This window comes from Sphingobium sp. YBL2 (genome assembly GCF_000943805.1).
Classification (GTDB): Bacteria; Pseudomonadota; Alphaproteobacteria; order Sphingomonadales; family Sphingomonadaceae; genus Sphingobium; species Sphingobium fuliginis.
In genome coordinates, this window is record NZ_CP010954.1 from 2,705,153 (window position 1) to 2,727,368 (window position 22,216).

Sequence of the window (22,216 nt, forward strand, 5' to 3'; positions counted from 1 at the left end):
GCATTTTTACATGAACGATGACATGGGTGACGGTCGGCCGAAGCTGGGCCATATGTGGCTGCGAGCGACGTTCGCACCGCAAAGTCCGCCGCCCTATACCGAAAGCTACCTCGTCTCGGGTGCGCGGCGCACCGAAGTAATCGCTGGTCGCACTGTCGAGCTCTACCCGCGTTCCTATGCGACCGGTGACAATGTCATCGCCAACCTGCGCTTTGCCCTGCGCTATGAATCCCTGGATCTAGGCGTGCTGGCCGCAACCTTCGTTGCCATCGACGCCGAGGTCGTCGCGGCATGGGTGCGCACCGAGCCGAGCGGCAGCTACGCGCGGCGCGCCTGGTTCTTCTATGAGTATCTGACCGGCGAACGTCTCGACGTGCCCGATGCCGCGGCCGGCAATTATGTCGAGGCGCTCGATCCGAAGAAGTATATGGTCGGGGCGCGGCGGAACTCGTCGCGTCACCGCGTCATCGATAATCTGCTCGGCACGCCGGACCTGTGCCCCACGGTGCGCCGCACGGCGAAGCTGGAAGAGCAGATCGGCGTCCATATCGATGCCGAAGCATGGGCGATCATCGAACGCTATGACCCAGCCGTGCTTGCCCGCGCGGTGCGGCATCTCTTCACCAAGGAGACGCGCGCATCCTTCGCGATCGAAGGGGAGGTACCCAACCCGGATCGGACCGAGCCATTCGTCGCCGCGCTGCGCTCCGCCTCCAGCTTTGACACGGGCGACAAGGAAGCGATCGTCCGGCTGCAAAATGCGATCGTCGATCGCCGCTATGCCGCGACCGACTGGCGCAGCTTCCAGAATTTCGTCGGCGAGACGACCGTTGATCTCCGCGAGGAGGTGCATTTCATCTGCCCCCGACCTGAAGACGTTCCCTCGCTGATGATGGGCTGGATGGCGCTGACGGCGCGGATGCTCGCCGACGACATCGAGCCTGTCGTGGCAGCTGCAGTCGCGGCCTTCGCCTTTGTCTTCATTCACCCGTTCGAGGACGGCAACGGTCGCATCCATCGCTTCATCGTTCATCATGTGCTGAGCAAGACCGGTTTCAGCCCTGACAGCATGATCTTCCCTGTGTCGGCCGCCATCGTCCGCGATCAGCGCAGCTATGACGCGGTGCTGGAGAGCTTTTCAAGACCCCTGTTAACCGCGATCGATTGGGGCTGGACCAGCGAGCGCGAGATCGAGGTCCGCAGCGAGACCGCGCTGCTCTACCGCTTTTTCGACGCCACGCCGCTTGCCGAATATCTCTATGACCGCGTTATCGATGCTGTCCGTACGGAGATGCGCGAAGAACTGGGCTTCCTGGCTATGTTTGAACGCGCGATGGAAGGGGTCCGCACAATCGTCGATATGCCAGACCGCCGCGCCGCGTTGCTGATCCGCCTGATGCTTCAGAACGGCGGACGTCTTTCCAATAGCAAGCGCGCTCAGTTCGACGAACTGACCGATGCCGAGATCGTCGTGATGGAGCAGGCGGTGCAGTGGGCGATGGCCGAAGCGGGGGATATACCTCGTGCGGCAAACGCTTTCTGAGAGTATGTGATTACCCGAGGCTATCTGCGGTGGCGATCACGTGGGCGGCACACTAGGATCCCTGTACCCCACCAAGCTTGCCGCCAGTCGCATCGACCAGTAGCCGTTCGGCATCGCGCCAAGGGCGGTCATTCAAGTGCCGCGGTTACTTGGAACCGGACAAAGATGGCTCTGCATCAATTTGCTTTCTAGCGGGTTGAACGCACGGCTGGGTTTAGCTGAGGCTGTCTCGGGTTGCAGGGAGGAGCAAGCTCCATTGTCCGACCGATTCGATCTTGTCTTTTGACCATATGAGCCATATGTATGGCTCATATGAACGACGGAGAATAATGATGATCGCGGAAGCATGCGGCCTCGCTGACTCGCTCGGGCTAAAGACAGGCCCGCGATCGCCGCTGGCGATCGCGAACCGCATCAAGGCTGGACTCCCGCTCTCCTCGCTAGAGCGGTTGTCGAAGGCTATCGCGCCGGACGACGCTAGCTTCCCGTATCGCTTCGTGCCCCGTGCAACGCTGACGCGGCGCAAAGGCGCCAGCGAGCCAAAGCTCACCGTTGACGAAGGCAATCGTGTCGCATCCGTCGCCAAGGTCTGGGAATTTGCGATGGAGATCTATCACGACGAGATCAAGGCGCGCGAGTTTCTCTACCGTTCGCACCCAATGCTTGAGAACCAGAGGCCGATTGACGTGGCTACCGACACGGGAATTGGTGCCGATCTTGTTATCAATCTCCTCGGCCGAGCGGCCTATGGCGGCGGCGCTTGAAGCCGGGGATCGTTGACAGGGTTCTCTACAGCTACCGGATCGGTGACCCTGCAGGAAAGCATCCAATCTATGATGACGAGGGAGCCCGCCTTTTCCCGGGACGCTGGAACACCCCGAACAGCCCGATGCTCTACACCTCTGAGCATTATGCGACCGCGCTGATCGAGAAACTCGCCCACTTCAACGGGGTGCTTCCCGGGAACCAGCACTACATCCGCCTCACGATTCCGCCGGGCGTCAGCTACGAAGAATTCCCGCAGACTTCCCATCCGGGCTGGGACGGGATCGACGATTCGATTTCGAAGACCTTCGGTGCCACATGGTGTCTCGAATGTCGCTCGTGCATACTCATCGTCCCATCAATTCCCGGCGGTCGAATCGAGCGCAACTTTCTCATAAATCTGCGTCACCCCGACGCGGGCAAGATCACTCACGACATGGCGAGTCCGGTACCTTGGGACCTGCGCCTGTTCCAGATTTAGCCACTTTTTTGCGCGGACCATCGGCCGGGGCACAGTGCGCCAATCTCTGCCACCGCAGGACGCAGATGGCGATCCCGGAACCCGTCATTCCGGCCATTGAGTTGCCAAGTCTCACATCGGCTGGGCCGAGAGCTTCCGTCACGAAAGTTACCCAGAGGCACCAACGGCATTATCACAGAGCACCTGTCCGTTCGTTTATAGGACTGATCAGGGTCGCAGATTAGCCAAAGCAAACTGGACGGCTCGAAAAACGTCAGGATTTTGCGCTGTCATGGAGGCGCTGGCGCGGGGCGGCCTGACTGACCGCCTTGTGGGCTTGTTTTCCCTAGTTCTGCGGGCTGATCTGCTCCTTGGTGGATCGTTTCGGTATCAAGCAGACGCAGTTCGGCCTTCGAGCCACGCGAGGCGCTGGAAATTATAGACCAGGTTGGCCATGCCGATCTTGATCCTGGCGCGGGCGATACCGATGGTGCGGACGACGAGGCCCATGCGGTGCTTTTGCCCGGCAAAGACATGTTCGACGGCAGCGCGGACCTTTGACCGCTTTGCATTGGCCCTCGCTATCCGCCCGGGCAGCGGCCGCCGGGGCAACCGCTTCTGGTGGATGTTGCTGGTGAACATGCCCCTGGCGAGGAACGCCTCGTTCTTCTTCGATCGATAGGCGGTATCGGCCCAAACGCCCGAGGCGGTGTTCTCCTTGCTGATCAGATCGGGTAGTCGCGCCCCATCATGGGCATTGGCGGCGCTCGCATCCCAGGTGCGGATCAGCCCATGAGTCCGATCGATGCCGATATGGTTTTTATAGCCGAACATCGGAATGGCCAGATCGACCGGCTTTGCCGCCGTGGGATCGGCGCCTTCCCTGACCTTGGCCTTGGTATATTTGATCGACCAGCGCGCATCGCGGTCTTTCTGCCGGACCTTGGCGGGCGTCCAGTCCTGGGGAATACGACCCTCCTTGATGGCGGTCTTCTCCTCCTGGGTGTTGCGCTGCTTGGGCGCGGGCACGACGGTGGCGTCGATGATCTGCCCGCCCATGGCCAGATAGCCTCGATCCTTGAGCGCGGCATCGAAGCGCGCGAATAGCCGGTCGATCGCCTTGGCCTTTACCAGCCGTTCGCGGAACAGCCAGACCGTGGTGGCATCGGGCACGGTGCCCTCCAGCCCGACGCCCAGGAAGCGCTGGAACGAAAGCCGGTCCTTGATCTGGAACTCCGTCGCCTCGTCGGACAGCGAATACAGCGCCTGCAGAACGAGGATCTTGAACATGAGCACCGGATCGAACGGCGGGCGCCCGCCCTTATTGCGGGGTCCGCGTCGCAGTGCGGCCACCAGCGGCCCCCGGAATAGCTCGAAATCCACCACAGCCGATAGCCGTTCCAACGGATCACCCGCCGCGCTCAGCGCCTCGTAACGGTCCGAAAGATCAAAAAAACCAGGCTGCCCTGCCATCACCGCCTCCGCTCGTCGCGAAAGCCAATGAATCATGCAGCGAAGCTAATCACCAGCGGTTTTTCGAGGCGTCCAACTATCTCGCCACCCATGCCGATTTCGCCGCAAGCTGGTGAGACGCTGGAAAAATCAACCTTTGAGTAATAATGCCTGATAATAGGGCAATTATTTGGGGTCGGGGGCATTGGTGAACTTCAAAGATTTCGCAATGAATCTCGTGACGCTCGGCGGATACGAGCAGCTTGAGGCTGCGAAGGCCACCTACGCATCAGTCTACCGAGAATACGAAGATAATCGAAATAGGCTATACTACCTGGAGCGCACGAGGATAGATAATCTATCAAATCTCGGAGAATTGGTAATTGACAGCTTCAAATCAGCTAAGAAAGCAAGGAAAATTCTGCGCTATGTTGATCGTTGCCATGCCGCTTCTCTGCCCGAAAAAAGCCTGCGAAGTGCTGAATTCGGTCAAGAAATTCGTTTAAATAACGTCGATCGTATTATTGAGGAATATTCTTCATCTGTTTCAGTCGCTGGCGGCGCGGGGGCGGGAGCGGCTGTGGCAGCAGGCTCTTGGTCGTTGGTTGCGCTAATAGGTTCGGCATCGACAGGCACCGCCATTTCGACACTTTCAGGAGTAGCCGCCACCAATGCCACGCTGGCATGGTTCGGCGGTGGCGCACTAGCCGCCGGTGGAGCAGGTATGGCCGGCGGCACCTTAGTTTTAGGCGGGGTAGCTTTAGCCCCGGTTGTCGCGATAGCCGCTTGGCATTCCCGATCAAAGACTAAGGAAATAAACCAGGAAACAGAAAGCGTTCGGTACGCTGACCTGCAAACTCGTCAAGCTATTGGGCCAACGCAAAGCGCTATCAATGTAATCAATAGTTGTCTGGGGGGCATTCGTCCTTCAGCGGACGTGCTTCAATGGGAAGCTGATGCTGCAAAATGTTTATTGTTCCCGATATGGGGATGGTCATTATCTAAAAGATTTCTGGCGAGACTAATAGGAAAGCCATTTTACTCTGATGAAGAACGCGAGATTCTGGATTCACTTGAATTGGCACTAATGGAGTTCACCGGCTGTTTCCAGCGGATGCAGGACGGCGGCCATACTAATGGGGGAGTAAATGAGGGAATTTAGTATATACCAAAACTCCAAAGGAAGTTCTAGAGCAGTGAAAAACGGGTGGTGTTGGCCCGCATTCTTCTTTGGGTCATTATGGTCCTTGTTTAGCGGATTCTTTTTAGCTGCCATAATTATGCTTCCAATCGAGTTGGTTTTGAATATCGCTTCCAATGGACTTGAGAGAGGTCGCGAGCCTACTGAGTTTCCCGAACCTGCGGCGATGGCAATCTTAGTTATTGCTCTCATCGGATTGGGAATCCGCCTAGTTTATGGTGCACGGGGGAACAAGTGGCGCAAGGCTCGGTATCTTAGGGGGGGCTTTGAATTCCGTGGAGTGGTAAGAGCAGAAAATAAAGCGGGCGCCGTAAAATCACACGCCAGATAATCGAAAAACTACTTCTATCGTATCCCGTGTACTCTTTGGGAGTATGCGACATATTTTCGATTTTAAAGGCATAACATTGACCTTTTTTCAACGTGGCTTTCTTGCAGTCGTTTGCATTCTTCTCGGTTTTATCTTCTTCCCACTTTTTTTCCTGGGAGGGTTAATCGCTTGGAGTGTCTACCGAGACATTGTCGAAGCCCCCGCACGGCGAGCGCAGCAGGCACAGATCGAGGCCTCGATCAATGCGCCGGTAAGTGTAGAGGATATCCGATGGGCGTGCGAATCTCCCGCAGAGGCAGCTTTCCTCGATGCCATGATATCAGCCTATTCCCTGCAAACCGGGCCGGGTGCCATCGAGGGACAAGGATTGCGGCTGCGTAGTCAAATATCGATGGGACGACTGCGGATTTACACGGGACATGCGTCGTCCCAGTACCGTGCGGATTTTTTGGTCGATGACAAACTTGTCGTGGAAATTGATGGAGCTACCTATCATTCCTCTCCCGAGGCGGTCGCACGCGACCGCCAAAGGGACGAAGACATGAGACGAGAGGGCTACACAGTCCTAAGAATACCAGCGCAATTGGTGTTTCAGAATTCTGTTGAGGCTGTGAAGAGGGTTGAAAATGCCAGGGCGGCAATTAGGTGAATGCCGACAGATTCTAGGGGGATCTTCAACAATGGCATCGGCAGCTCTGCCGAGTCGCCTGCCGCTAACCCGCCAGTCCGGAATCGGACAATAGTGTTGAAAAACTCTGGCTTGAAGTAGCCTTCGGGGTCTGATTCACTGTCCATACAGGACGGAGATGGGCCGATGATGGGCGAGCGGACGGTGGCGCAGGAAGCGCTGTTTTACAGCTGGACGCCTCGAAAAACCGCTGGTGATTAGCTTCGCTGCATGATTCATTGGCTTTCGCGACGAGCGGAGGCGGTGATGGCAGGGCAGCCTGGTTTTTTTGATCTTTCGGACCGTTACGAGGCGCTGAGCGCGGCGGGTGATCCGTTGGAACGGCTATCGGCTGTGGTGGATTTCGAGCTATTCCGGGGGCCGCTGGTGGCCGCACTGCGACGCGGACCCCGCAATAAGGGCGGGCGCCCGCCGTTCGATCCGGTGCTCATGTTCAAGATCCTCGTTCTGCAGGCGCTGTATTCGCTGTCCGACGAGGCGACGGAGTTCCAGATCAAGGACCGGCTTTCGTTCCAGCGCTTCCTGGGCGTCGGGCTGGAGGGCACCGTGCCCGATGCCACCACGGTCTGGCTGTTCCGCGAACGGCTGGTAAAGGCCAAGGCGATCGACCGGCTATTCGCGCGCTTCGATGCCGCGCTCAAGGATCGAGGCTATCTGGCCATGGGCGGGCAGATCATCGACGCCACCGTCGTGCCCGCGCCCAAGCAGCGCAACACCCAGGAGGAGAAGACCGCCATCAAGGAGGGTCGTATTCCCCAGGACTGGACGCCCGCCAAGGTCCGGCAGAAAGACCGCGATGCGCGCTGGTCGATCAAATATACCAAGGCCAAGGTCAGGGAAGGCGCCGATCCCACGGCGGCAAAGCCGGTCGATCTGGCCATTCCGATGTTCGGCTATAAAAACCATATCGGCATCGATCGGACTCATGGGCTGATCCGCACCTGGGATGCGAGCGCCGCCAATGCCCATGATGGGGCGCGACTACCCGATCTGATCAGCAAGGAGAACACCGCCTCGGGCGTTTGGGCCGATACCGCCTATCGATCGAAGAAGAACGAGGCGTTCCTCGCCAGGGGCATGTTCACCAGCAACATCCACCAGAAGCGGTTGCCCCGGCGGCCGCTGCCCGGGCGGATAGCGAGGGCCAATGCAAAGCGGTCAAAGGTCCGCGCTGCCGTCGAACATGTCTTTGCCGGGCAAAAGCACCGCATGGGCCTCGTCGTCCGCACCATCGGTATCGCCCGCGCCAGGATCAAGATCGGCATGGCCAACCTGGTCTATAATTTCCAGCGCCTCGCGTGGCTCGAAGGCCGAACTGCGTCTGCTTGATACCGAAACGATCCACCAAGGAGCAGATCAGCCCGCAGAACTAGGGAAAACAAGCCCACAAGGCGGTCAGTCAGGCCGCCCCGCGCCAGCGCCTCCATGACAGCGCAAAATCCTGACGTTTTTCGAGCCGTCCAGCTTCAACCTGGAACGACACGTGCCGGCAGACCATCTGCTGCGATCTATCGATAGGTTCGTCGATCTGTCCGGCATTCGCGAGCATTTGCGGCCCTATTACAGCGAGACGGGACGGCCATCGATTGACCCGGAACTGATGATCCGGATGCTGCTCATCGGCTACTGCATGGGGATCCGCTCGGAACGCAGGCTGTGCGATGAGGTACATCTCAACCTGGCCTATCGCTGGTTCTGCCGGTTAGGGCTGGAAGGCGATGTGCCCGACCACTCGACCTTTTCCAAGAACCGCCATGGCCGGTTCCGCGACAGTGATCTGTTGCGCACGCTGTTCGAGACGACGGTGGAGCGTTGCATAATGGAGGGACTGGTTGGCGGTGAAGGCTTTGCCGTCGATGCCAGCCTGATCGCGGCCGATGCCAATCGCCAGCGTGGGGTTCGCGGTGGTGAACCCTTGCCGCCAGAGGCGACCAACCATGCTGTAAACGAATATCTGGCGGTGCTCGACGATGCGGCGTTTGGCGGCGCGACACCTGTCGTACCGAAGTTCTTGTCGCCGGCCGATCCTGCTGCACGCTGGACCAGCGCCAAAGGCGGACAGGCCTTCTTCGCCTACTGCACCAATTATCTGATCGACCTGAAGAACGCCGTCATCATGGATGTGGAAGCGAGCACGGCGGTACGTCAGGCTGAGTTGACAGCGGCGAGGCGAATGATCGATCGTGTGCAGGACCGGTTCGAAATCTGGCCCGCGCGACTGGCGGCGGACACCGCCTATGGCTCTGCAGAAAATCTGGCATGGTTGGTCCATGAGAAAGGGATCGAGCCGCACATTCCGGTGTTCGATCATAGCAACAGGCGCACCGACAGCTTCCAACGGCCCGCGTTCCGCTTCGAGCATAAGCGCGATGTCTATGTCTGCCCGGGAGGAAAGGATCTGAAGCGATATAACCGCAATTTCGCAGCAGCTCGTCCTGGCGTCGATCAGGATGGCTTCATGCGATATCGCGCGTCTAAAGCCGATTGTGACGCTTGCGCGCTCAAGCCGGACTGCTGTCCAGGCCAACCTGTCCGCAAAATTCTGCGGTCAGTCCATGAAGGCGCTCGCGATCTGGCCCGCGATCTGTCGTTGACCGACGCCTATGTCACCTCACGCCGGGAACGGAAGAAGGTCGAGATGCTGTTCGCGCATCTGAAACGCATACTGAAGCTCGATCGACTGCGCCTTCGGGGACCAAATGGCGCAAAAGACGAGTTTCTCCTCGCCGCTACCGCCCAGAACCTCCGCAAGATGGCAAGGCTTCTCCCGATGAAGCTGCAACCAGCAACGGGCTGATCCTCAAGACGCCCCTCAGGATATTCCTGCTTGGAGCCCTGCCTCGGGAAAAGCCGACTTTTTCAACACTATCTGCCATTCACAGTCGTTCGACGCCCAAATCCCATTACCCACAGCGGACCGTCAGCTATTTTGCGAAGAGTCTGTTTGGAAATACGCCCTTGACCAATCCGCACCGGCTCGCGGCTCACAAACGGGAATTCTATCAATTAGACTCTTGATCTGAACAAGAAATCGCGCCCATATGAATAATATGCGAAGGGTGGGCCGTCTCAATGTAACGTAAGGGAGTGAGATGATCGAGCATCGCGTATGGTGTCCTGCTGGCTATCAACAAAGCGGCATCGCAGGGCAACGGATCGCTATCGCGGGCCACTCTCACACGTCCGATGAACCGGATAATGCCGCAATGACTGAGAATTGCCTGAAAAAAGTGATTTCCGGGGAATATCCCAATCTACAGTTCTTTAATCGGGTACCCGGTTATTTCGGCTGCGACGATCGGGCGGGTTTCTGGAATTCTGTGCTCTTCTTCAATTTCGTGCCCAGTATCGTCGGCGCACGATCGGAATGGAACAATAATGGCACGAAAGAGCAGAACGAGGCGGGGCGCGCCCGGGTTCAGCGAATTCTCGACAAGTATAAGCCGGACAAGCTGTTTGTGTTCACGAAGAAGGGCTGGGATCAGTTCCCTCCGACACTGGAAGATCAGAAGGTACGTCCGCTGGTCGAACCTTTGAACTGGCACACCTATCAGACTGCCAGTGGCCACGAGGTCAAGGCCATTGGCCTACCCCATCCTGATCGAGCAAAGAAGGCAACGCAGATCGAAAGGGTGAAAGCGCTGATGGCCTCCTAACGATCAGACATGGGCCGAGCGACATAGTGTGAATCGGATCGCACTATGTGGGGATGGCCGCCGATGGCGAACAGTTCCGCTATGTCAGAGATGATTGCGGCTTTCTGCAGCCTTCGATCCGCATAGACTATGAATTGCTCCGCGCGGCGGTCGAACACGACGCGACCGCGTGGATGTTCCTCATACTCAGATGAGACAATTTCTATCGGCAAACCTATCCGCTTTAAGGCGGCCGACCCGGCCGCGCGCCAGGCTTCCCAGACTTCATAATGCCCAGTTGGATGGGTCAGGAAATCGCCGTATTCATCTGCGTCCTTGAGGCTGACGACATGGCTGACCAGTTTCGGCCCGTTGGAGGTCGGTACACGCCAGAATATCCCGACGCAGGGGCCTTCTGGGTTATACGCATCTGATTTCGGCTGTGCGTTCGACATCGAAAATTCCATCCCTGTCATATGTCTCGGATCGCGCATCTATATGCGATCGTGCCCGGGACACAGGGCCAGCTTTTTCGGTTGGCGTCATTAGGAAGGCAAGACTCGCATTTTCCAAGCGTGCATGGACGTGAAAAATTGATGATTAAGAAATGACCAGTCTGGATGTCCTTGTGTGCCATTGTAGACTTCCTCATAAGGGCGTGTAATACCGACCTCCAGTGATGCTGACTCACGAGGGGGATTCCCAAGGCGCTGAATTTCTGAATCTATGGCTTCCCGTTGGAGGGCATGGCTATGGGTGCAGCGATCGGATTGCGGGACGACTTTGACGCGGTGGGCTTGAGGCGACTGGCGCGTGCGACCAGGAGCGCGAACCAGGGACGGCGGCTGCTGGCCTTGGCGGAAATTTATGATGGTGGGAGCCGCAGCGATGCCGCGCGGATTGGCGGCGTGACGTTGCAGATCGTGCGCGACTGGGTGGTGCGCTTCAATGCCCGGGGGCCGGACGGACTCCTCGACGGGAAGGCGCCGGGCAAGTCCCCGTTGTTGAACGATGCCCAGCGTCGGGCTCTTGCGGAGATCGTTGAAAGCGGCCCGATCCCGGCGATCCATGGAGTTGTTCGCTGGCGGCTGATTGATCTGGTGCGGTGGCTCCATGGCGAGTTTGGTGTGTCCCTGACGGAAACGACTGTGGGGCGGGAGCTGAAGAAGCTGGGCTATGTCAAACTGACGGCACGCCCGCGTCACCATGCCCAGAACGAATATGCGATGGAGGACTTTAAAAAGGGGGCTTTGCAGCCGAGCTGGCAAAGATCAAAGCCGCCCTCCCGCGTGGCACGCCGATAGAGGTCTGGTTCCAGGACGAGGCCCGGATCGGCCAGAAAAACAAGATCACCCGGCGCTGGGCCAGGCGTGGCACCCGGCCGTCGGCACCCAAGGACCAGAGGACGAAATCGGCCTACATCTTCGGTGCGATCTGCCCCGAACTCGGCAAGGGGGCGGGCCTGATCCTCCCGTTCTGCAACACCCAGACCATGTCGCTGCACCTGACGGAGATATCGCTCGCTATCGAGCCAGGTGCCCACGGTGTTGTGTTGATGGATCAAGCCGGGTGGCACATGACCGGAAAGCTGGAAGTGCCAGAGAATATCAGCATCATTCCGCTGCCCCCGAAATGCCCCGAACTCAACCCGGTCGAAAATATCTGGCAGTTCATGCGGGATAACTGGCTGTCCAACCGGATCTTCATATCCCACGACAACATCATCGACCTTTGCTGCGAAGCCTGGAACAAGCTGGTCGATCAGCCGTGGCGCATCATGACTATCGGACGCCGTAAATGGGCGCGTGGGTCGTGATCAATGCATCTTGGTATAAGGCAGAGCAACCAAACATGGTCGATGGCGGCGCGGCAGGTTCATCGGCGGCGGGAATGGCAGCTTTGCCGAGTCGCCAGCCTCTAACTCGCTATTCGCGAAACGGCCAGAACCGGTCAGCCACCGTGCGCCTCACGGGTCATCGTGCGCAATCTAAATGAAAACTTTTAACCCGCATTATCGACCACGGTGTTTTGCGGGTTAAACGCCTTCTTCTCATAGACGGCAATGATCGCCTGCCCATCCCAGACATAGCACAGGTGCCGCTCTTGACGGCAGTCGGTGAGCAGTCGGGGACGGAACACAGCGGCGCATTCCCCGCCCGGATGGCGCACGCTCTGATAAGCGATGCCGTCTGCCCCACGGCTGCGCAACTCGATCGCAAGTGCTTGGCCGGAGACGTAGCTGTCAACGGCGTAGAGGTCAGGCAGCGCCTCGCGCAGATCCCGGATATCATGCAATTCTGCGTCGAGATCGACCGCATATACGCGCATGTCCAGTTCCTGCGCCGGTTCCCGAGTGAGCGCCATGAACCGCGCGCGGTGATGGCTGGTTTCGGCGATCGCGGTCTCGATCTCTCTGGCTGCATAGAACAGGCCGAAGCTGCCATCGGAAAAGCGGCTTCCGTCTGGATTGAGATGGGTAAAGGCGGCCATGATGACAGAGGTGCCCGGCCCGGATACGCGATCCTCCGGCGGCACCAGTGCAAGGTCACCGATCTCATCGCGCAGCCGGTCGTTGGTCATCGCCTCGATCGCATAGACCGCTTCGAGATCGGCGGGATGGGCAACGTCCTCGAACAGCGATATGGGCGGGAAGCGGCTTGCGATGATCCGATAGCATGGTTGCCAGCGCACACGCGCTTTCGGAATGGCATCCATTATCCGCGCTGCGCGTCGATATATTGGCGCACGACATAAAGGTCGGCGACATTGCCCGAAGTCATCCGTTCGATCGCTGGACGCCCGGCGAACAGCGGCGCGTCGTTCGGTTTGCGCACCCATTCGTCGGCGGTGCGAGGCAGGAGTATCGTGAGTCCCTTGTAGATGCCCAGCACATAGGAAATTCTCTCGAGTGCGTCCTTGGGAATTGCTGCAATGGCGCCGCGTTTCCAAGTCTGAAAAGTGGAGCGCTTATCGAGCCCGAGAAGCTTCATCTGTTCGGCCTCCTTGAGGCCCCAGGCATCGGCAATGCGGAAGAAGGTGCGCAGCGCCGGACCGGTCAGGTCCTTACGGCTTGGCGCTTTGGCTAGGGCTCCGGACTGGGCAACTGTGGCCATTTGCAGTCTCCTTCTCTCGATGGAGATGTATGATATCCGTACATGATGTCAAGATCGGTCACTTTTTCATACGAAATGATGGCCCATCGCTTGCGATCACCTGTTTGGATCAGGCCAGGAATGATCGCTTGGCGCGGAACGACGACGCTGAGGTGCCAAGCGGGCCGGTGCGAGAGATGATGGCGGAGCTTGAGATGGCTACCCGCCTTCCGTGGACCGCTGAATTTTGGGCTCCAAGCAACGAATGAAGTCAAAAGTTCAATCATCCGCGTTGCCATTGCGGCGAATAAGGCGATTGTCGATGAGCTGAGGATGCTGGCTACCAGTGCAATAGATGGCCATCGACTGTGACAGGAAATGTCGCATCTGACTGGCAAAGGCGAAAGAAAAGGAGCGTCTATGAAAAAGCCGGTGAGCGTCGCCACTCTGAGCGAATTTGGAAGGGTGCGGCTGTCAAAGTCGTTTTTCATGCGCGACTTTTTGTTCTCGGACATCGCGGCAATTCACGGACTTCCAAACGTACCGGATGATCCTGATCTCGCCATCGCTGCGGGTAGCCGCTTGTGTGAGGACCTGCTTGAGCCGCTACAAGACCGCTTCGGTCGGCTGGCCATACGCTCGGCATTCCGCTCCTGCGACGTCAACGGACTTGGCTCCGAGATGATGAATGCCGGTAAAGCGGGCTATAACTGCGCCTCCAACGAGCGCAACTACGCGAGCCATATTTGGGATCGGAAGCGTGATGGTATGATGGGAGCGACGGCCTGTATCGTCGTTCCGTCTTTTTGGGATGCCTTCCAGGAGGAGGGCGATTGGCAGAAGCTCGCATGGTGGATCCATGATCATCTGCCTTACTCCAGTCTTTACTTCTTCCCCAAATATTGGGCTTTCAACATATCCTGGTTCGAGCAACCTGCCAGAACGATTCACAGCTATACCAGTCCGAAAGGCTGCCTGACCAAGCCCGGAATGGAAAATCATGTCGGCACACATGGGCATGAATGGGCCGGAATAGAAAAAGCGATGAATTCTTAATCGGCGCACTGACCGCGTCATTTGGCGCATACACCGCGCGCCGAGATAGGGGGGGGCGGTGCTTTCAGTCGGTCAGACGTTGTCGTCGATCATGCCGATGATTGGGAAAACTTGTTTGATCTGGCCGTGGGGGATCGATGCCGTCGCCTGTTCGCGATATTGTCTTAGCTCGATAAGGTTGCGATCGCGGGCGAGCAGTCGACCGGCGGTCCACAAGGAGCGCCCTGATTCATCTCGCAGCTGGATCAGTACATCCGCATTGATCGATGCCGGTTTGACGCGGTCGAGTAGTACCCGCTCGCCGGCTCTGAAACGCGGTTCCATGGCTTCGCCAGGGATGTACATGACAAAATAGCGTTCAGTGTCGCCCAGCCCGAAAGGTGCTGCCATATAGGCTACTGGACGAGAAAGATCGGCTTCCCAGAGTTCAAGCTGCTCGGCAAAAGCTAGCCCGCCTTATTCACCAAAAGTGTCCTGAAGGGTTGGCGGGAGTGGCGTAAGCCTCTGATCTGAATTAGGAACTGGGTGTCTAAGCCGAACCTGCCGCAGGGCAGAAAATGCCACGGGCCACACCCGCCATGAACGATGATATCGCAAGCTCATTTGGATTCCCAGCAGTCGGCCGCAAGAAAATCACAGCTGCGTTCGACGGTGGCCGGCTTACCTCGGATGGCGGTGTTCTACTGCTTGCACAGGCCGAGCGCGCGATGGGGATTTGCCAGCGCCTGGCGGCTTGTATTGCCGATCCGCGCGATCCAGCGCGGGTGATCCATCGCCTGGATGACATTCTGCGTGCCCGTGTGTTCGCGATTGCGTGCGGCTATGAGGATGCCGATGATCTCGATGCTCTGCGCGACGATCCAGGCTTCCGCCTGGCGCTCGGCAAGCTGCCGGAATCGGGCGCGGGGCTGGCCAGCCAACCGACGATGAGCCGGTGGGAAAATGCACCGACTACGCGCGAACTGGCCAGCATGATGGCCGCGATGATCGACATCTACTGCGCCAGCTATCCCGCCCCTCCGACAGCGGTCACGCTGGATATCGACGACACGTGCGACGTCGTGCATGGCTATCAACAGCTCTCGTTCTGGAACGGGCATCATGGGGAGCGCTGCTTCCTACCGATCCATATCTACGACACCGCGACCGGCAGGCCGGTGGCCATGCTGCTGCGCACAGGCAAGACGCCTTCTGGAAAGGAGGCGGCGGGGCACATCCGACGCCTGGTGCGTCACCTGCGCCGTAATTGGCCCGATACCCACATCACTATCCGCGGCGACGGGCACTATGGTCGACCCGAGGTCATGGCCTACTGCGATGCGGCCCGCGTCGATTACGTGTTCGGCCTGCCCACCAATTCAGCGCTGCGCGCCGATCCCGCCATTGTTGCGGTCGCCGATGCCTGCGCGGTCAAGCGCGCCCAGCGTCAGTGTCCCGTCCTGCGCAACTATGCCGAGACCCGCTATGGGGCAAAGACCTGGAAGTGCCAGCGTCGCGTCGTTGCACGGATCGAGGCCAGCACGCTGGGCATGGACATCCGCTATGTCGTCACCTCGTTGGCAACAGGATCGGCCGAGCACATCTACGACACGCTCTACTGCGCGCGTGGTCAGGCCGAGAACCTGATCAAGCGCCACAAGTCCCAGCTCGCCAGCGACCGAACCTCGTGCCGCTCGGCCAATGCCAATCAGATGCGCCTGATACTGCACACTGCCGCATACTGGCTGCTATGGCGCATCCAGCAGGCGATGCCCAGGACCGCTGCTCTGGCAAGCGCGGAGTTTACCACCTTGCGCCTGCGGCTGCTCAAGGTCGCTGCGCGCGTCGTAGAAAGTGCTAGCCGCATCCGCATTGCCTTCGCTTCCGCCTGTCCGGATGCCGACCTGTTCCGCGCCCTCGTTCTCCGGCTGAAGCCTGCGCCGACGTAGCCCATGCGGCAGCGCCGCAGAACTCCGAGCCCAGCCCTTCAACCCGAAAAGCCCATCAATCCGAATGCGGTGAAACAAACGCCAGCGATGCCGGTCGTCCGCGCAATACAGCCAGCCGCAGCAAATGCCCAGAGCGGGCCCGAAACCGAGCGTCGTGAATAAGAGAGGCTAGGCCGCTCTCCTCATGAAAGTGGACACTCGCCGCGTACACTGGGATGCCGCTTTGCTTCGAAACCACGGGAAGGGCCGGATCGTCCTTCAGCGTGATGTCGGATGCCGGAGATCGCAGCGGCAACCCATCCGTTTCACAGATGGAAAATGCATCCGGAAACGTGGCCCTGAGCTTAGCGACGCTTTGTTGTGAGAGCGAATAGCCGACCGTGGGGTTGGGGTAGATCCGGGTGAGCGTGGAAGGCGCAAGGCCGGAACGGCGTGCAATCTGGCTTGCTGAAAACCCGGTTTCCTTGATCAGGCAACCGATCAGGCTGCGGGCTCTATCCTGATCCCACTCACCGACAAAAGACATGTGTATGCGCCCGTTTACTTAGCGCGACAGCCAACCACGACCAGATGCGGCCGTCGTCCGTCGCGTCTACATCATTATGCGCTTCGATCATTCCGGCGCAAACTATAATAGCGCAAATTTGCAAGTGCATATTTGCGCAAATTCATCAGAAAAATTGCGGTGCGGCATACCGGCATATCGCGACTGCGACCATTTCTGTCATTCTTGAGAGCGCGAACTCGCAAAAAAGATTTGCACGGCTTTCGGTCTGGACATAGATGTTTGCGCATGTTGCGCATATTTGCGCAACTGCAGGTGTCATGGGGGGAGTTACGAACAGCATCAGCGCAAAGCCTTTTGCGTACGCGAAAGCACTGGCGCCCGTCGTTTGCCGCTCATCTGCCTGAGAATCGCAGCCAATAGGGGTTTTGAATGAATAAGAAGTCGAGGTTCAACCGGATGCTGCTGTTGTCAGCCTCCTTCCCAGCGGCGGCTCTGCTCGCAAACGCTGGTGGTGCACTGGCGGCGCCCGCCACTGTGACCGTGCCGGCCGGGGCAGGGACCGGCGCGGCGGTAAATGCCGACATTGCCACGGCCATCACGACGCCGGCTAATCCCGATCTCACGGTTACGATTGCTAGCGGCGCAGATATCAGCGGCGCAAGCATCGGCTATGATTTCGTCGCAGGAGGTTTTGCTGCGGGTCAGGGCGACGGCGCGGTAAACCTCACCAATGATGGTCGCGTAACCGGCCTGAGCTTCGGCGGAGTTGGCGTGGCAAGTGCCGCCAACAGCTTCACCGCCACTAGCAATGGCGAAGTCGTCGGCAGCGTAAGCGCAACGGACTTTGGCGGCGCGGTATCGGTCACCAACAACGGCTCGGTCGGTGGCAATGTTGTCGGCTCTGGCTTTGGCGATGTCACACTCGCAAATGGCCTGGCTGGCGAAGTGGGTGGTAGCCTGATCGGGCAGGCGCTCGACGCCGCCAATGTCTCGATCACCAACGTCGGCACAGTCGAAGGCGACCTTGATGGATCGGCCACCACCGGCACCGTCAGCATCGCCAACAGCGGCGATGTTGCAGGCAGCGCCTTTGCCTCGACCGGCGAAGGGGCGATCTCCGTCACCAACGCCGCGTCTGGCCGCATCAGCGGCGATGTGTCCGCGGGATCCGAATCCGGCGCGATCACGATCGCGAACAATGGCCAGGTCCTGGGTCAGACTGACGCGTTTAGCCGCAATACGACGTTCACCTCGACCGGTCCGACGACCACTGTTTCGGGCACCACCACGACCACCCAGTCGAGCACTTCGCAGCAGACCGTCGGCGGCGATATCGATGGCACTTATGCTGGCATCAATGGCTCGCTGAACTTCGGTGCTGGCAATGACGGCAGCATCACTCAGGTGAGCGGCACGAACAGCACGGCGACCGTGACGGGCACCGTGTACGGCGACATCTATTCCGAAGCGTCTGGCTCTTCGTTTGCTACGCAGAATGTGGCCGTGTCGACCGATTCGCGCGACGCGGCGGGCACCGGCTCGGTCGTGAGCAGCAGCAACAACACGTTCAATGTTGCGTCGACTGGCGGCACGAGCACGGTCAACATCTCCGGCACCGTTGCGCCTGGCGATTCGGGCCGAAATGGCGATGTTACCTCTCGCGGCGATACTGCGAGTGCCGTCAATATCAACGGCGGCAAGGTGTCGGGCAATGTTTCGTCGACCAGCCAGGGCGTGGCGTTCAACGGGGCATTCACCTCGGAAGACACTGACACCTATGACGCAGGCGTTTTCCAGGGTTCCACCTCGGTAAGCGGCACGCAGTTCAATCAGGCGCGGGCAGGCGGAGACGCTTCCGTCTCGCTTCAGGGCAGCAGCCTGGTTAACGGCAATGTCAGCGTTGTGGGCGGTGCCTCGGCTTCGGCAGCTATCGGCTCGGCAGCCAAGGTCGAACAGGATGTGTTCGTCAGCACGGCTGTCCCGACTGGCCCATTCTTCTTCACCGTAGGCGATGCGTCCTCTACAGCCTCCAGCACGCGGACAACGGATGCGTCGGGAGACGGCACTCAGGTCGACACGTCGCTGTTTACGGTGTCGGCTCCGGCTGTCGCTGCTGATGCCACGCTCAACAATGCGGGCCGAATCGATGGCGATGCGACGGTTGCAGCCGGCTTCGGCAACGCTACGGCCACGATCACCGGCACTGTTGGCGGTTCGGTGAACGCCAGCGCGTTCGCGTCCACCTCGAGTAGCGGTTCCACCTCGGAATATAGCGTTGCTGGCGGACTCAACACGCTGACGTCGCAAACCGTCACGGACAGCTTCGCCGATGCTGGTGGCCAAGCCGATGTCGTGATCGACACCGCTGCCGCGCTTCAGGGTAAGGGCGTGCCAAGCGTTGCAGGCAATGTCTTTGCTTCGGGCATTGCTGGCGCTTCGATCACCGTCGGCAGCGGCAGTGTCATCGGTGATGCTGCGACGGGTACGGGCGGCAATCTGTTTGCCAACAGCCTGGGCGAAAGCAGCAGCGATGAGACGGTCACGACCTACGCTGCGGACGGTTTCACGCCCGTCACGGTTGCATCGACCTTCAGCACTGCCGCGGTAGGCGGTGCCGCTTCGGTCACCAACAACGGCACCGTTATTGGCGATGTCGAGGTTCAAGGACTGACCTCCGCTTCGCTCGTCAACAATGGCGATCTGGGCACCGGCGGCAATCTGTTCAGCGTTTCGGCTCTGGATGGCAACAGCACTGTCACGCTGACCGACACGAATCCGACCAACGCTGGCATCCGCGCCCTCGCCGCGACGGTTGACGCAATGCCGGTGGGCGGCAACGCCAGCTTCACCAACAGCGGCAACGCCTTTGGCGATGTTGAGCTGGAAGGCTTGACCGGATCGTTCACCAACAATGGCATCCTGACCGGCACGACCACGCTTGGTGGTTCGGTGTTCAGCGGATCGGCCACGGTCGATGCGACGATCAACACCACCAACGTGACCGTGACTCCCGTTGCCGCTTCGCAGACCTACACTGTCGATCAAAACGGTGTTTCGGGTGGCTTCAGCGTGACGGGCGCGGTTTCGACGCAGAACGAGGTGGCGTCTGCGCTGTCTTCACTCCTGTCGCCGGCGGTTCCGCTCGATGCCTCGCAGGTCGATCCGGCTGCGTTCAACCTGACCGTGGGTGGTGAGGCTGCCGTCAAGACCGCCGACATCAAGGCGACGATCAACCTCAACAACGGCTCGATCACACTTGGCGACATCGACGCACAGCGTGACGACAGCGGGGCCTTCCTCACCGACACGACCGTCAACCTGAATGGCAGCGGCTTCCTAGGCGCGAGCGAACTCCGTTCGGCTACCTCGACAGCGCCTGCCAACTTCACGCCGGTCGCCACGCTGCCGGAAGAAGCTGAAGGCCTGTTCGGTCCGACCGCCGTCCGCGTGTTGGGCGTCAACACGGTCAACAAGACCGGTGCGGGCACCTTCGTGGTGACGGGTGCCGAATATGTTCCGGCTGAAGGCTCGACTCCCGCAGGCTGGACGATGGATGTTGGCAACTTCAACGTGCAGGCTGGCGAAGTTCAGCTGGACGTTGCTGGCGCCGACGCCGTGTTCGGCATCAAGGGCAACATCAACAATGATGCCACCCTGGTCCTCGGCCGTCGTGCACCGACCTTCGTTCAGACGGTTGGCAACAGCATCGTCACGCCGGGACCCGAAGCGATCAAGGGCATCGAGCTCTATCAGCAGGGCAACTACACCCAGACTGCCAACGGCACGACGGTTGTGGGCGTCAACCCCTCGCTGGTCCGCTTCGGCAACCTGTCAGTCAACGATGGCGGCGCAGCTCCCGAAGTGCTGGGTCCGATCACCGGTGGGGTCAGTGTTCCCTACTTCACCACCCCGACCAATGCCGGTGTCTTCTCGATCCCGTCGTCGGTCACTGTGGACGGTAACCTGAACCTGGCCGGTAAGGTCGCGGTGACGGTGTCGAAGGATAGCCTCTATTCGACGGGCGACGGCTATACGCTGTTCACCTATACCGGTACCGGCAATGTCACCGCCACCGCGGCACCGACGCTCTCCTCGCAGTTCGTCACTTTCGATCTGAAGCATGATGCGACCGCTAAGACCGTTTCGATCGAGGCGACCCGCAACAGCTACGCCACGGGCGCAACCAATCCCAATGCCGCTTCGGCAGCCGTGGGTCTGGACAGCGCGCTGGCTGACGTCATTGCTCGGGTGAAGACGGATGCTGCTGGCGGCAATGGCTTTGCTTCGGTTACGGAGATCGCCAATGCGCAGGACATCGCCAACATCGCTGCTGGTCTCGACTGGCGCCTGAACAGCGCACAGGCGGCGCAGGTCTTCAACGAGCTTTCCTCGGCGGAGATCTACGGTTCGCTGGCCGCGGTTGATCAGAACGCGGTTTTCAACACCACCGTCAACCGTCTGGCTGCTCGCCGTGGCTATGGTGAGGCGCTGGGCACCCAGATCTGGTTCAACCCGTCGGCGAACTTCGCCAAGACGGGGGGCACCAAGTCCGGAGCGTCGAAGATCAAGACCAACAGCTATGGCGGCGCCTTTGGCCTCGACGTGGCCTATCAGGAAGACGGCGCCTTCGGCATCGGCTTTGGCTATGGTCAGCATGACGTCACTGCACAGGGTTCGCAGGAAGAGGCGCAGGTTCGCACCTACACCATCGGTGCCTATGCGACCCAGGGCTTTGGCCCCTTCTACGGCAGCTTCCAGTTGGCGTACGGCTTCTCGAAATTTGAAGTCGAACGCGACCTGGACATCCTGGCTCGCACCATTGAAGGTGACTTCAAGGGCAAGCAGTTGGATGCCAGCCTGGAGCTGGGCTACGACTTGACCGCCGGTAGCGGCCTGGTCGTGACCCCCTATGGTAAGCTGGCGCTGCGTCGCTGGTCGATGAACGGCTTCACTGAAGAAGGTGGCGCTGGCATCGGACTGAAGGTGGATCATGCCTCCAAGACCGTCTTCTCGCCCGTTCTGGGCGTGAAGGCCGGGGCTCTGCTCGGTGACGCCGATGGGATCGCCTATCGCCCCTATGCGAAGGTTCAGTACAGCTTCCAGGGCAGCATCGGCAGCGATCGCACGGTCCAGTATCTGGGCGGCGGGGATGCCTTCCGCCTGAAGGGTGTGGATCCGGACGGTAACGGGCTGATCGAACTGGGCGTGGATGCCTCGGTCAATAAGCGCGTCAACCTGTTCCTCTCTGGCGGTTACGGCTTTGGTGGCCACAACAGCCTCGGCCAGGTCCGTGGTGGCATTAGCTTCGGCTTCTGACATCATTCGCTAACAATGGGAGGGCGCGGCGGTTTCGGCGCGCCCTTTCGTTTGCTTGCCCGCCTTGTTCTCCCGCGCGCGCGTTGGACGATAGCTATGTCGAGCGCCGCATCGGACTGGAAGAATTCTGCTGCGTCCAAATCTGTCGCGTGACTTATTCACACCCCAACGAGAAATATTGGCGCAGAATCAACGAGTAAACAGAACGTGAACAACTTTGGAACAGGCATAGAACCTCTCA

General features: G+C 59.3%; 19 protein-coding genes. 13 read left to right on the forward strand and 6 right to left on the reverse strand.

Features of this window, described 5'->3' with window-relative positions; genetic code table 11:
• Nucleotides 1–10: 10 nt before the first annotated feature.
• From TZ53_RS12405 to TZ53_RS12415, 3 genes are all read left to right on the forward strand, one after another.
• Nucleotides 11–1,543: a Fic family protein gene (locus TZ53_RS12405; RefSeq protein ID WP_044661468.1), complete on the forward strand. Its 1,533-nt coding sequence runs from the start codon at nucleotides 11–13 to the stop codon at nucleotides 1,541–1,543.
• Nucleotides 1,544–1,872: 329 nt separating this feature from the next.
• Nucleotides 1,873–2,307: an antitoxin Xre/MbcA/ParS toxin-binding domain-containing protein gene (locus tag TZ53_RS12410; protein WP_145902203.1), complete on the forward strand. Its 435-nt coding sequence runs from the start codon at nucleotides 1,873–1,875 to the stop codon at nucleotides 2,305–2,307.
• Nucleotides 2,304–2,789: an RES family NAD+ phosphorylase gene (locus TZ53_RS12415; RefSeq protein WP_044661469.1), complete on the forward strand. Its 486-nt coding sequence runs from the start codon at nucleotides 2,304–2,306 to the stop codon at nucleotides 2,787–2,789. The genes TZ53_RS12410 and TZ53_RS12415 overlap by 4 nt, the downstream gene beginning before the upstream one ends.
• Before the next feature lie 369 nt (nucleotides 2,790–3,158).
• On the opposite strand, the gene TZ53_RS12420 is transcribed toward TZ53_RS12415, so the two are convergent.
• The gene (locus TZ53_RS12420) at nucleotides 3,159–4,241 is read right to left on the reverse strand and encodes an IS5 family transposase (protein WP_044661470.1); all 1,083 of its coding nucleotides are present in this window, start codon (nucleotides 4,239–4,241) and stop codon (nucleotides 3,159–3,161) included.
• A 208-nt stretch (nucleotides 4,242–4,449) separates the two neighbouring features.
• On the opposite strand from TZ53_RS12420, the gene TZ53_RS27370 reads away from it, so the two are divergent.
• The 6 genes from TZ53_RS27370 (at nucleotide 4,450) to TZ53_RS12440 (ending at nucleotide 10,096) form a co-directional block, all read left to right on the forward strand.
• Entirely contained in the window at nucleotides 4,450–5,382 is a 933-nt protein-coding gene (locus tag TZ53_RS27370; RefSeq protein ID WP_197565227.1) for a hypothetical protein, read from the forward strand.
• Nucleotides 5,369–5,752, forward strand: a complete 384-nt coding sequence (locus tag TZ53_RS27925; RefSeq protein WP_083535806.1) for a DUF2628 domain-containing protein — start codon at nucleotides 5,369–5,371, stop codon at nucleotides 5,750–5,752. Before TZ53_RS27370 ends, TZ53_RS27925 begins: the two co-directional genes overlap by 14 nt.
• A gap of 43 nt (nucleotides 5,753–5,795) precedes the next feature.
• On the forward strand, nucleotides 5,796–6,401 hold the full coding sequence (locus tag TZ53_RS12425) for an endonuclease domain-containing protein (protein WP_084694369.1): 606 nt from the start codon (nucleotides 5,796–5,798) through the stop codon (nucleotides 6,399–6,401).
• 285 nt (nucleotides 6,402–6,686) lie between these two features.
• Nucleotides 6,687–7,769 carry an IS5 family transposase gene (locus tag TZ53_RS12430; protein WP_044661470.1) on the forward strand — a complete coding sequence of 361 codons (1,083 nt, stop codon included), beginning with the start codon at nucleotides 6,687–6,689 and terminating at the stop codon, nucleotides 7,767–7,769.
• A 109-nt stretch (nucleotides 7,770–7,878) separates the two neighbouring features.
• Complete coding sequence (locus TZ53_RS12435) at nucleotides 7,879–9,237, forward strand: IS1182 family transposase (RefSeq protein WP_044661472.1); 1,359 nt, start codon at nucleotides 7,879–7,881, stop codon at nucleotides 9,235–9,237.
• Nucleotides 9,238–9,532: 295 nt separating this feature from the next.
• Nucleotides 9,533–10,096: a hypothetical protein gene (locus tag TZ53_RS12440; protein WP_062113551.1), complete on the forward strand. Its 564-nt coding sequence runs from the start codon at nucleotides 9,533–9,535 to the stop codon at nucleotides 10,094–10,096.
• Here the strand turns inward: TZ53_RS12440 and TZ53_RS26130 are convergent.
• Complete coding sequence (locus TZ53_RS26130; protein ID WP_062120175.1) at nucleotides 10,093–10,530, reverse strand: hypothetical protein; 438 nt, start codon at nucleotides 10,528–10,530, stop codon at nucleotides 10,093–10,095. The genes TZ53_RS12440 and TZ53_RS26130 overlap by 4 nt on opposite strands.
• Nucleotides 10,531–10,827: 297 nt before the next feature.
• Here TZ53_RS26130 and TZ53_RS26135 point away from each other — a divergent pair.
• Nucleotides 10,828–11,891, forward strand: a protein-coding gene (locus TZ53_RS26135; protein WP_157009807.1) for an IS630 family transposase whose coding sequence is annotated in 2 segments (ribosomal slippage) — nucleotides 10,828–11,319 and nucleotides 11,322–11,891 — 1,062 coding nt in all. Because the reading frame shifts where the segments join, the coding sequence is not laid out codon by codon here.
• Nucleotides 11,892–12,076: 185 nt separating this feature from the next.
• On the opposite strand, the gene TZ53_RS12455 is transcribed toward TZ53_RS26135, so the two are convergent.
• Nucleotides 12,077–12,790 carry an RES family NAD+ phosphorylase gene (locus tag TZ53_RS12455; RefSeq protein WP_044661474.1) on the reverse strand — a complete coding sequence of 238 codons (714 nt, stop codon included), beginning with the start codon at nucleotides 12,788–12,790 and terminating at the stop codon, nucleotides 12,077–12,079.
• A complete protein-coding gene (locus TZ53_RS12460) occupies nucleotides 12,790–13,188 on the reverse strand; it encodes an antitoxin Xre-like helix-turn-helix domain-containing protein (RefSeq protein ID WP_044661475.1) in 399 nt (132 codons plus the stop codon). The genes TZ53_RS12455 and TZ53_RS12460 overlap by 1 nt, the downstream gene beginning before the upstream one ends.
• Nucleotides 13,189–13,587: 399 nt before the next feature.
• Between TZ53_RS12460 and TZ53_RS12470 the strand changes: the two genes are divergently transcribed.
• Nucleotides 13,588–14,223, forward strand: coding sequence for a hypothetical protein (locus tag TZ53_RS12470; protein WP_044661477.1), 636 nt, complete (start codon nucleotides 13,588–13,590; stop codon nucleotides 14,221–14,223).
• A gap of 72 nt (nucleotides 14,224–14,295) precedes the next feature.
• Here the strand turns inward: TZ53_RS12470 and TZ53_RS12475 are convergent, their stop codons facing one another.
• Nucleotides 14,296–14,613, reverse strand: a complete 318-nt coding sequence (locus TZ53_RS12475) for a hypothetical protein (protein ID WP_044661478.1) — start codon at nucleotides 14,611–14,613, stop codon at nucleotides 14,296–14,298.
• Between the two features lie 188 nt (nucleotides 14,614–14,801).
• On the opposite strand from TZ53_RS12475, the gene TZ53_RS12480 reads away from it, so the two are divergent.
• Nucleotides 14,802–16,151: an IS1380-like element ISSp1 family transposase gene (locus TZ53_RS12480; RefSeq protein ID WP_013039775.1), complete on the forward strand. Its 1,350-nt coding sequence runs from the start codon at nucleotides 14,802–14,804 to the stop codon at nucleotides 16,149–16,151.
• A gap of 55 nt (nucleotides 16,152–16,206) precedes the next feature.
• Here TZ53_RS12480 and TZ53_RS27375 read toward each other — a convergent pair whose 3' ends face one another.
• The gene (locus TZ53_RS27375; protein ID WP_084694370.1) at nucleotides 16,207–16,677 is read right to left on the reverse strand and encodes a hypothetical protein; all 471 of its coding nucleotides are present in this window, start codon (nucleotides 16,675–16,677) and stop codon (nucleotides 16,207–16,209) included.
• Between the two features lie 411 nt (nucleotides 16,678–17,088).
• Here TZ53_RS27375 and TZ53_RS12485 point away from each other — a divergent pair, with 411 nt between their 5' ends.
• Nucleotides 17,089–21,975: an autotransporter domain-containing protein gene (locus TZ53_RS12485; protein ID WP_062113557.1), complete on the forward strand. Its 4,887-nt coding sequence runs from the start codon at nucleotides 17,089–17,091 to the stop codon at nucleotides 21,973–21,975.
• Nucleotides 21,976–22,216: the final 241 nt, after the last annotated feature.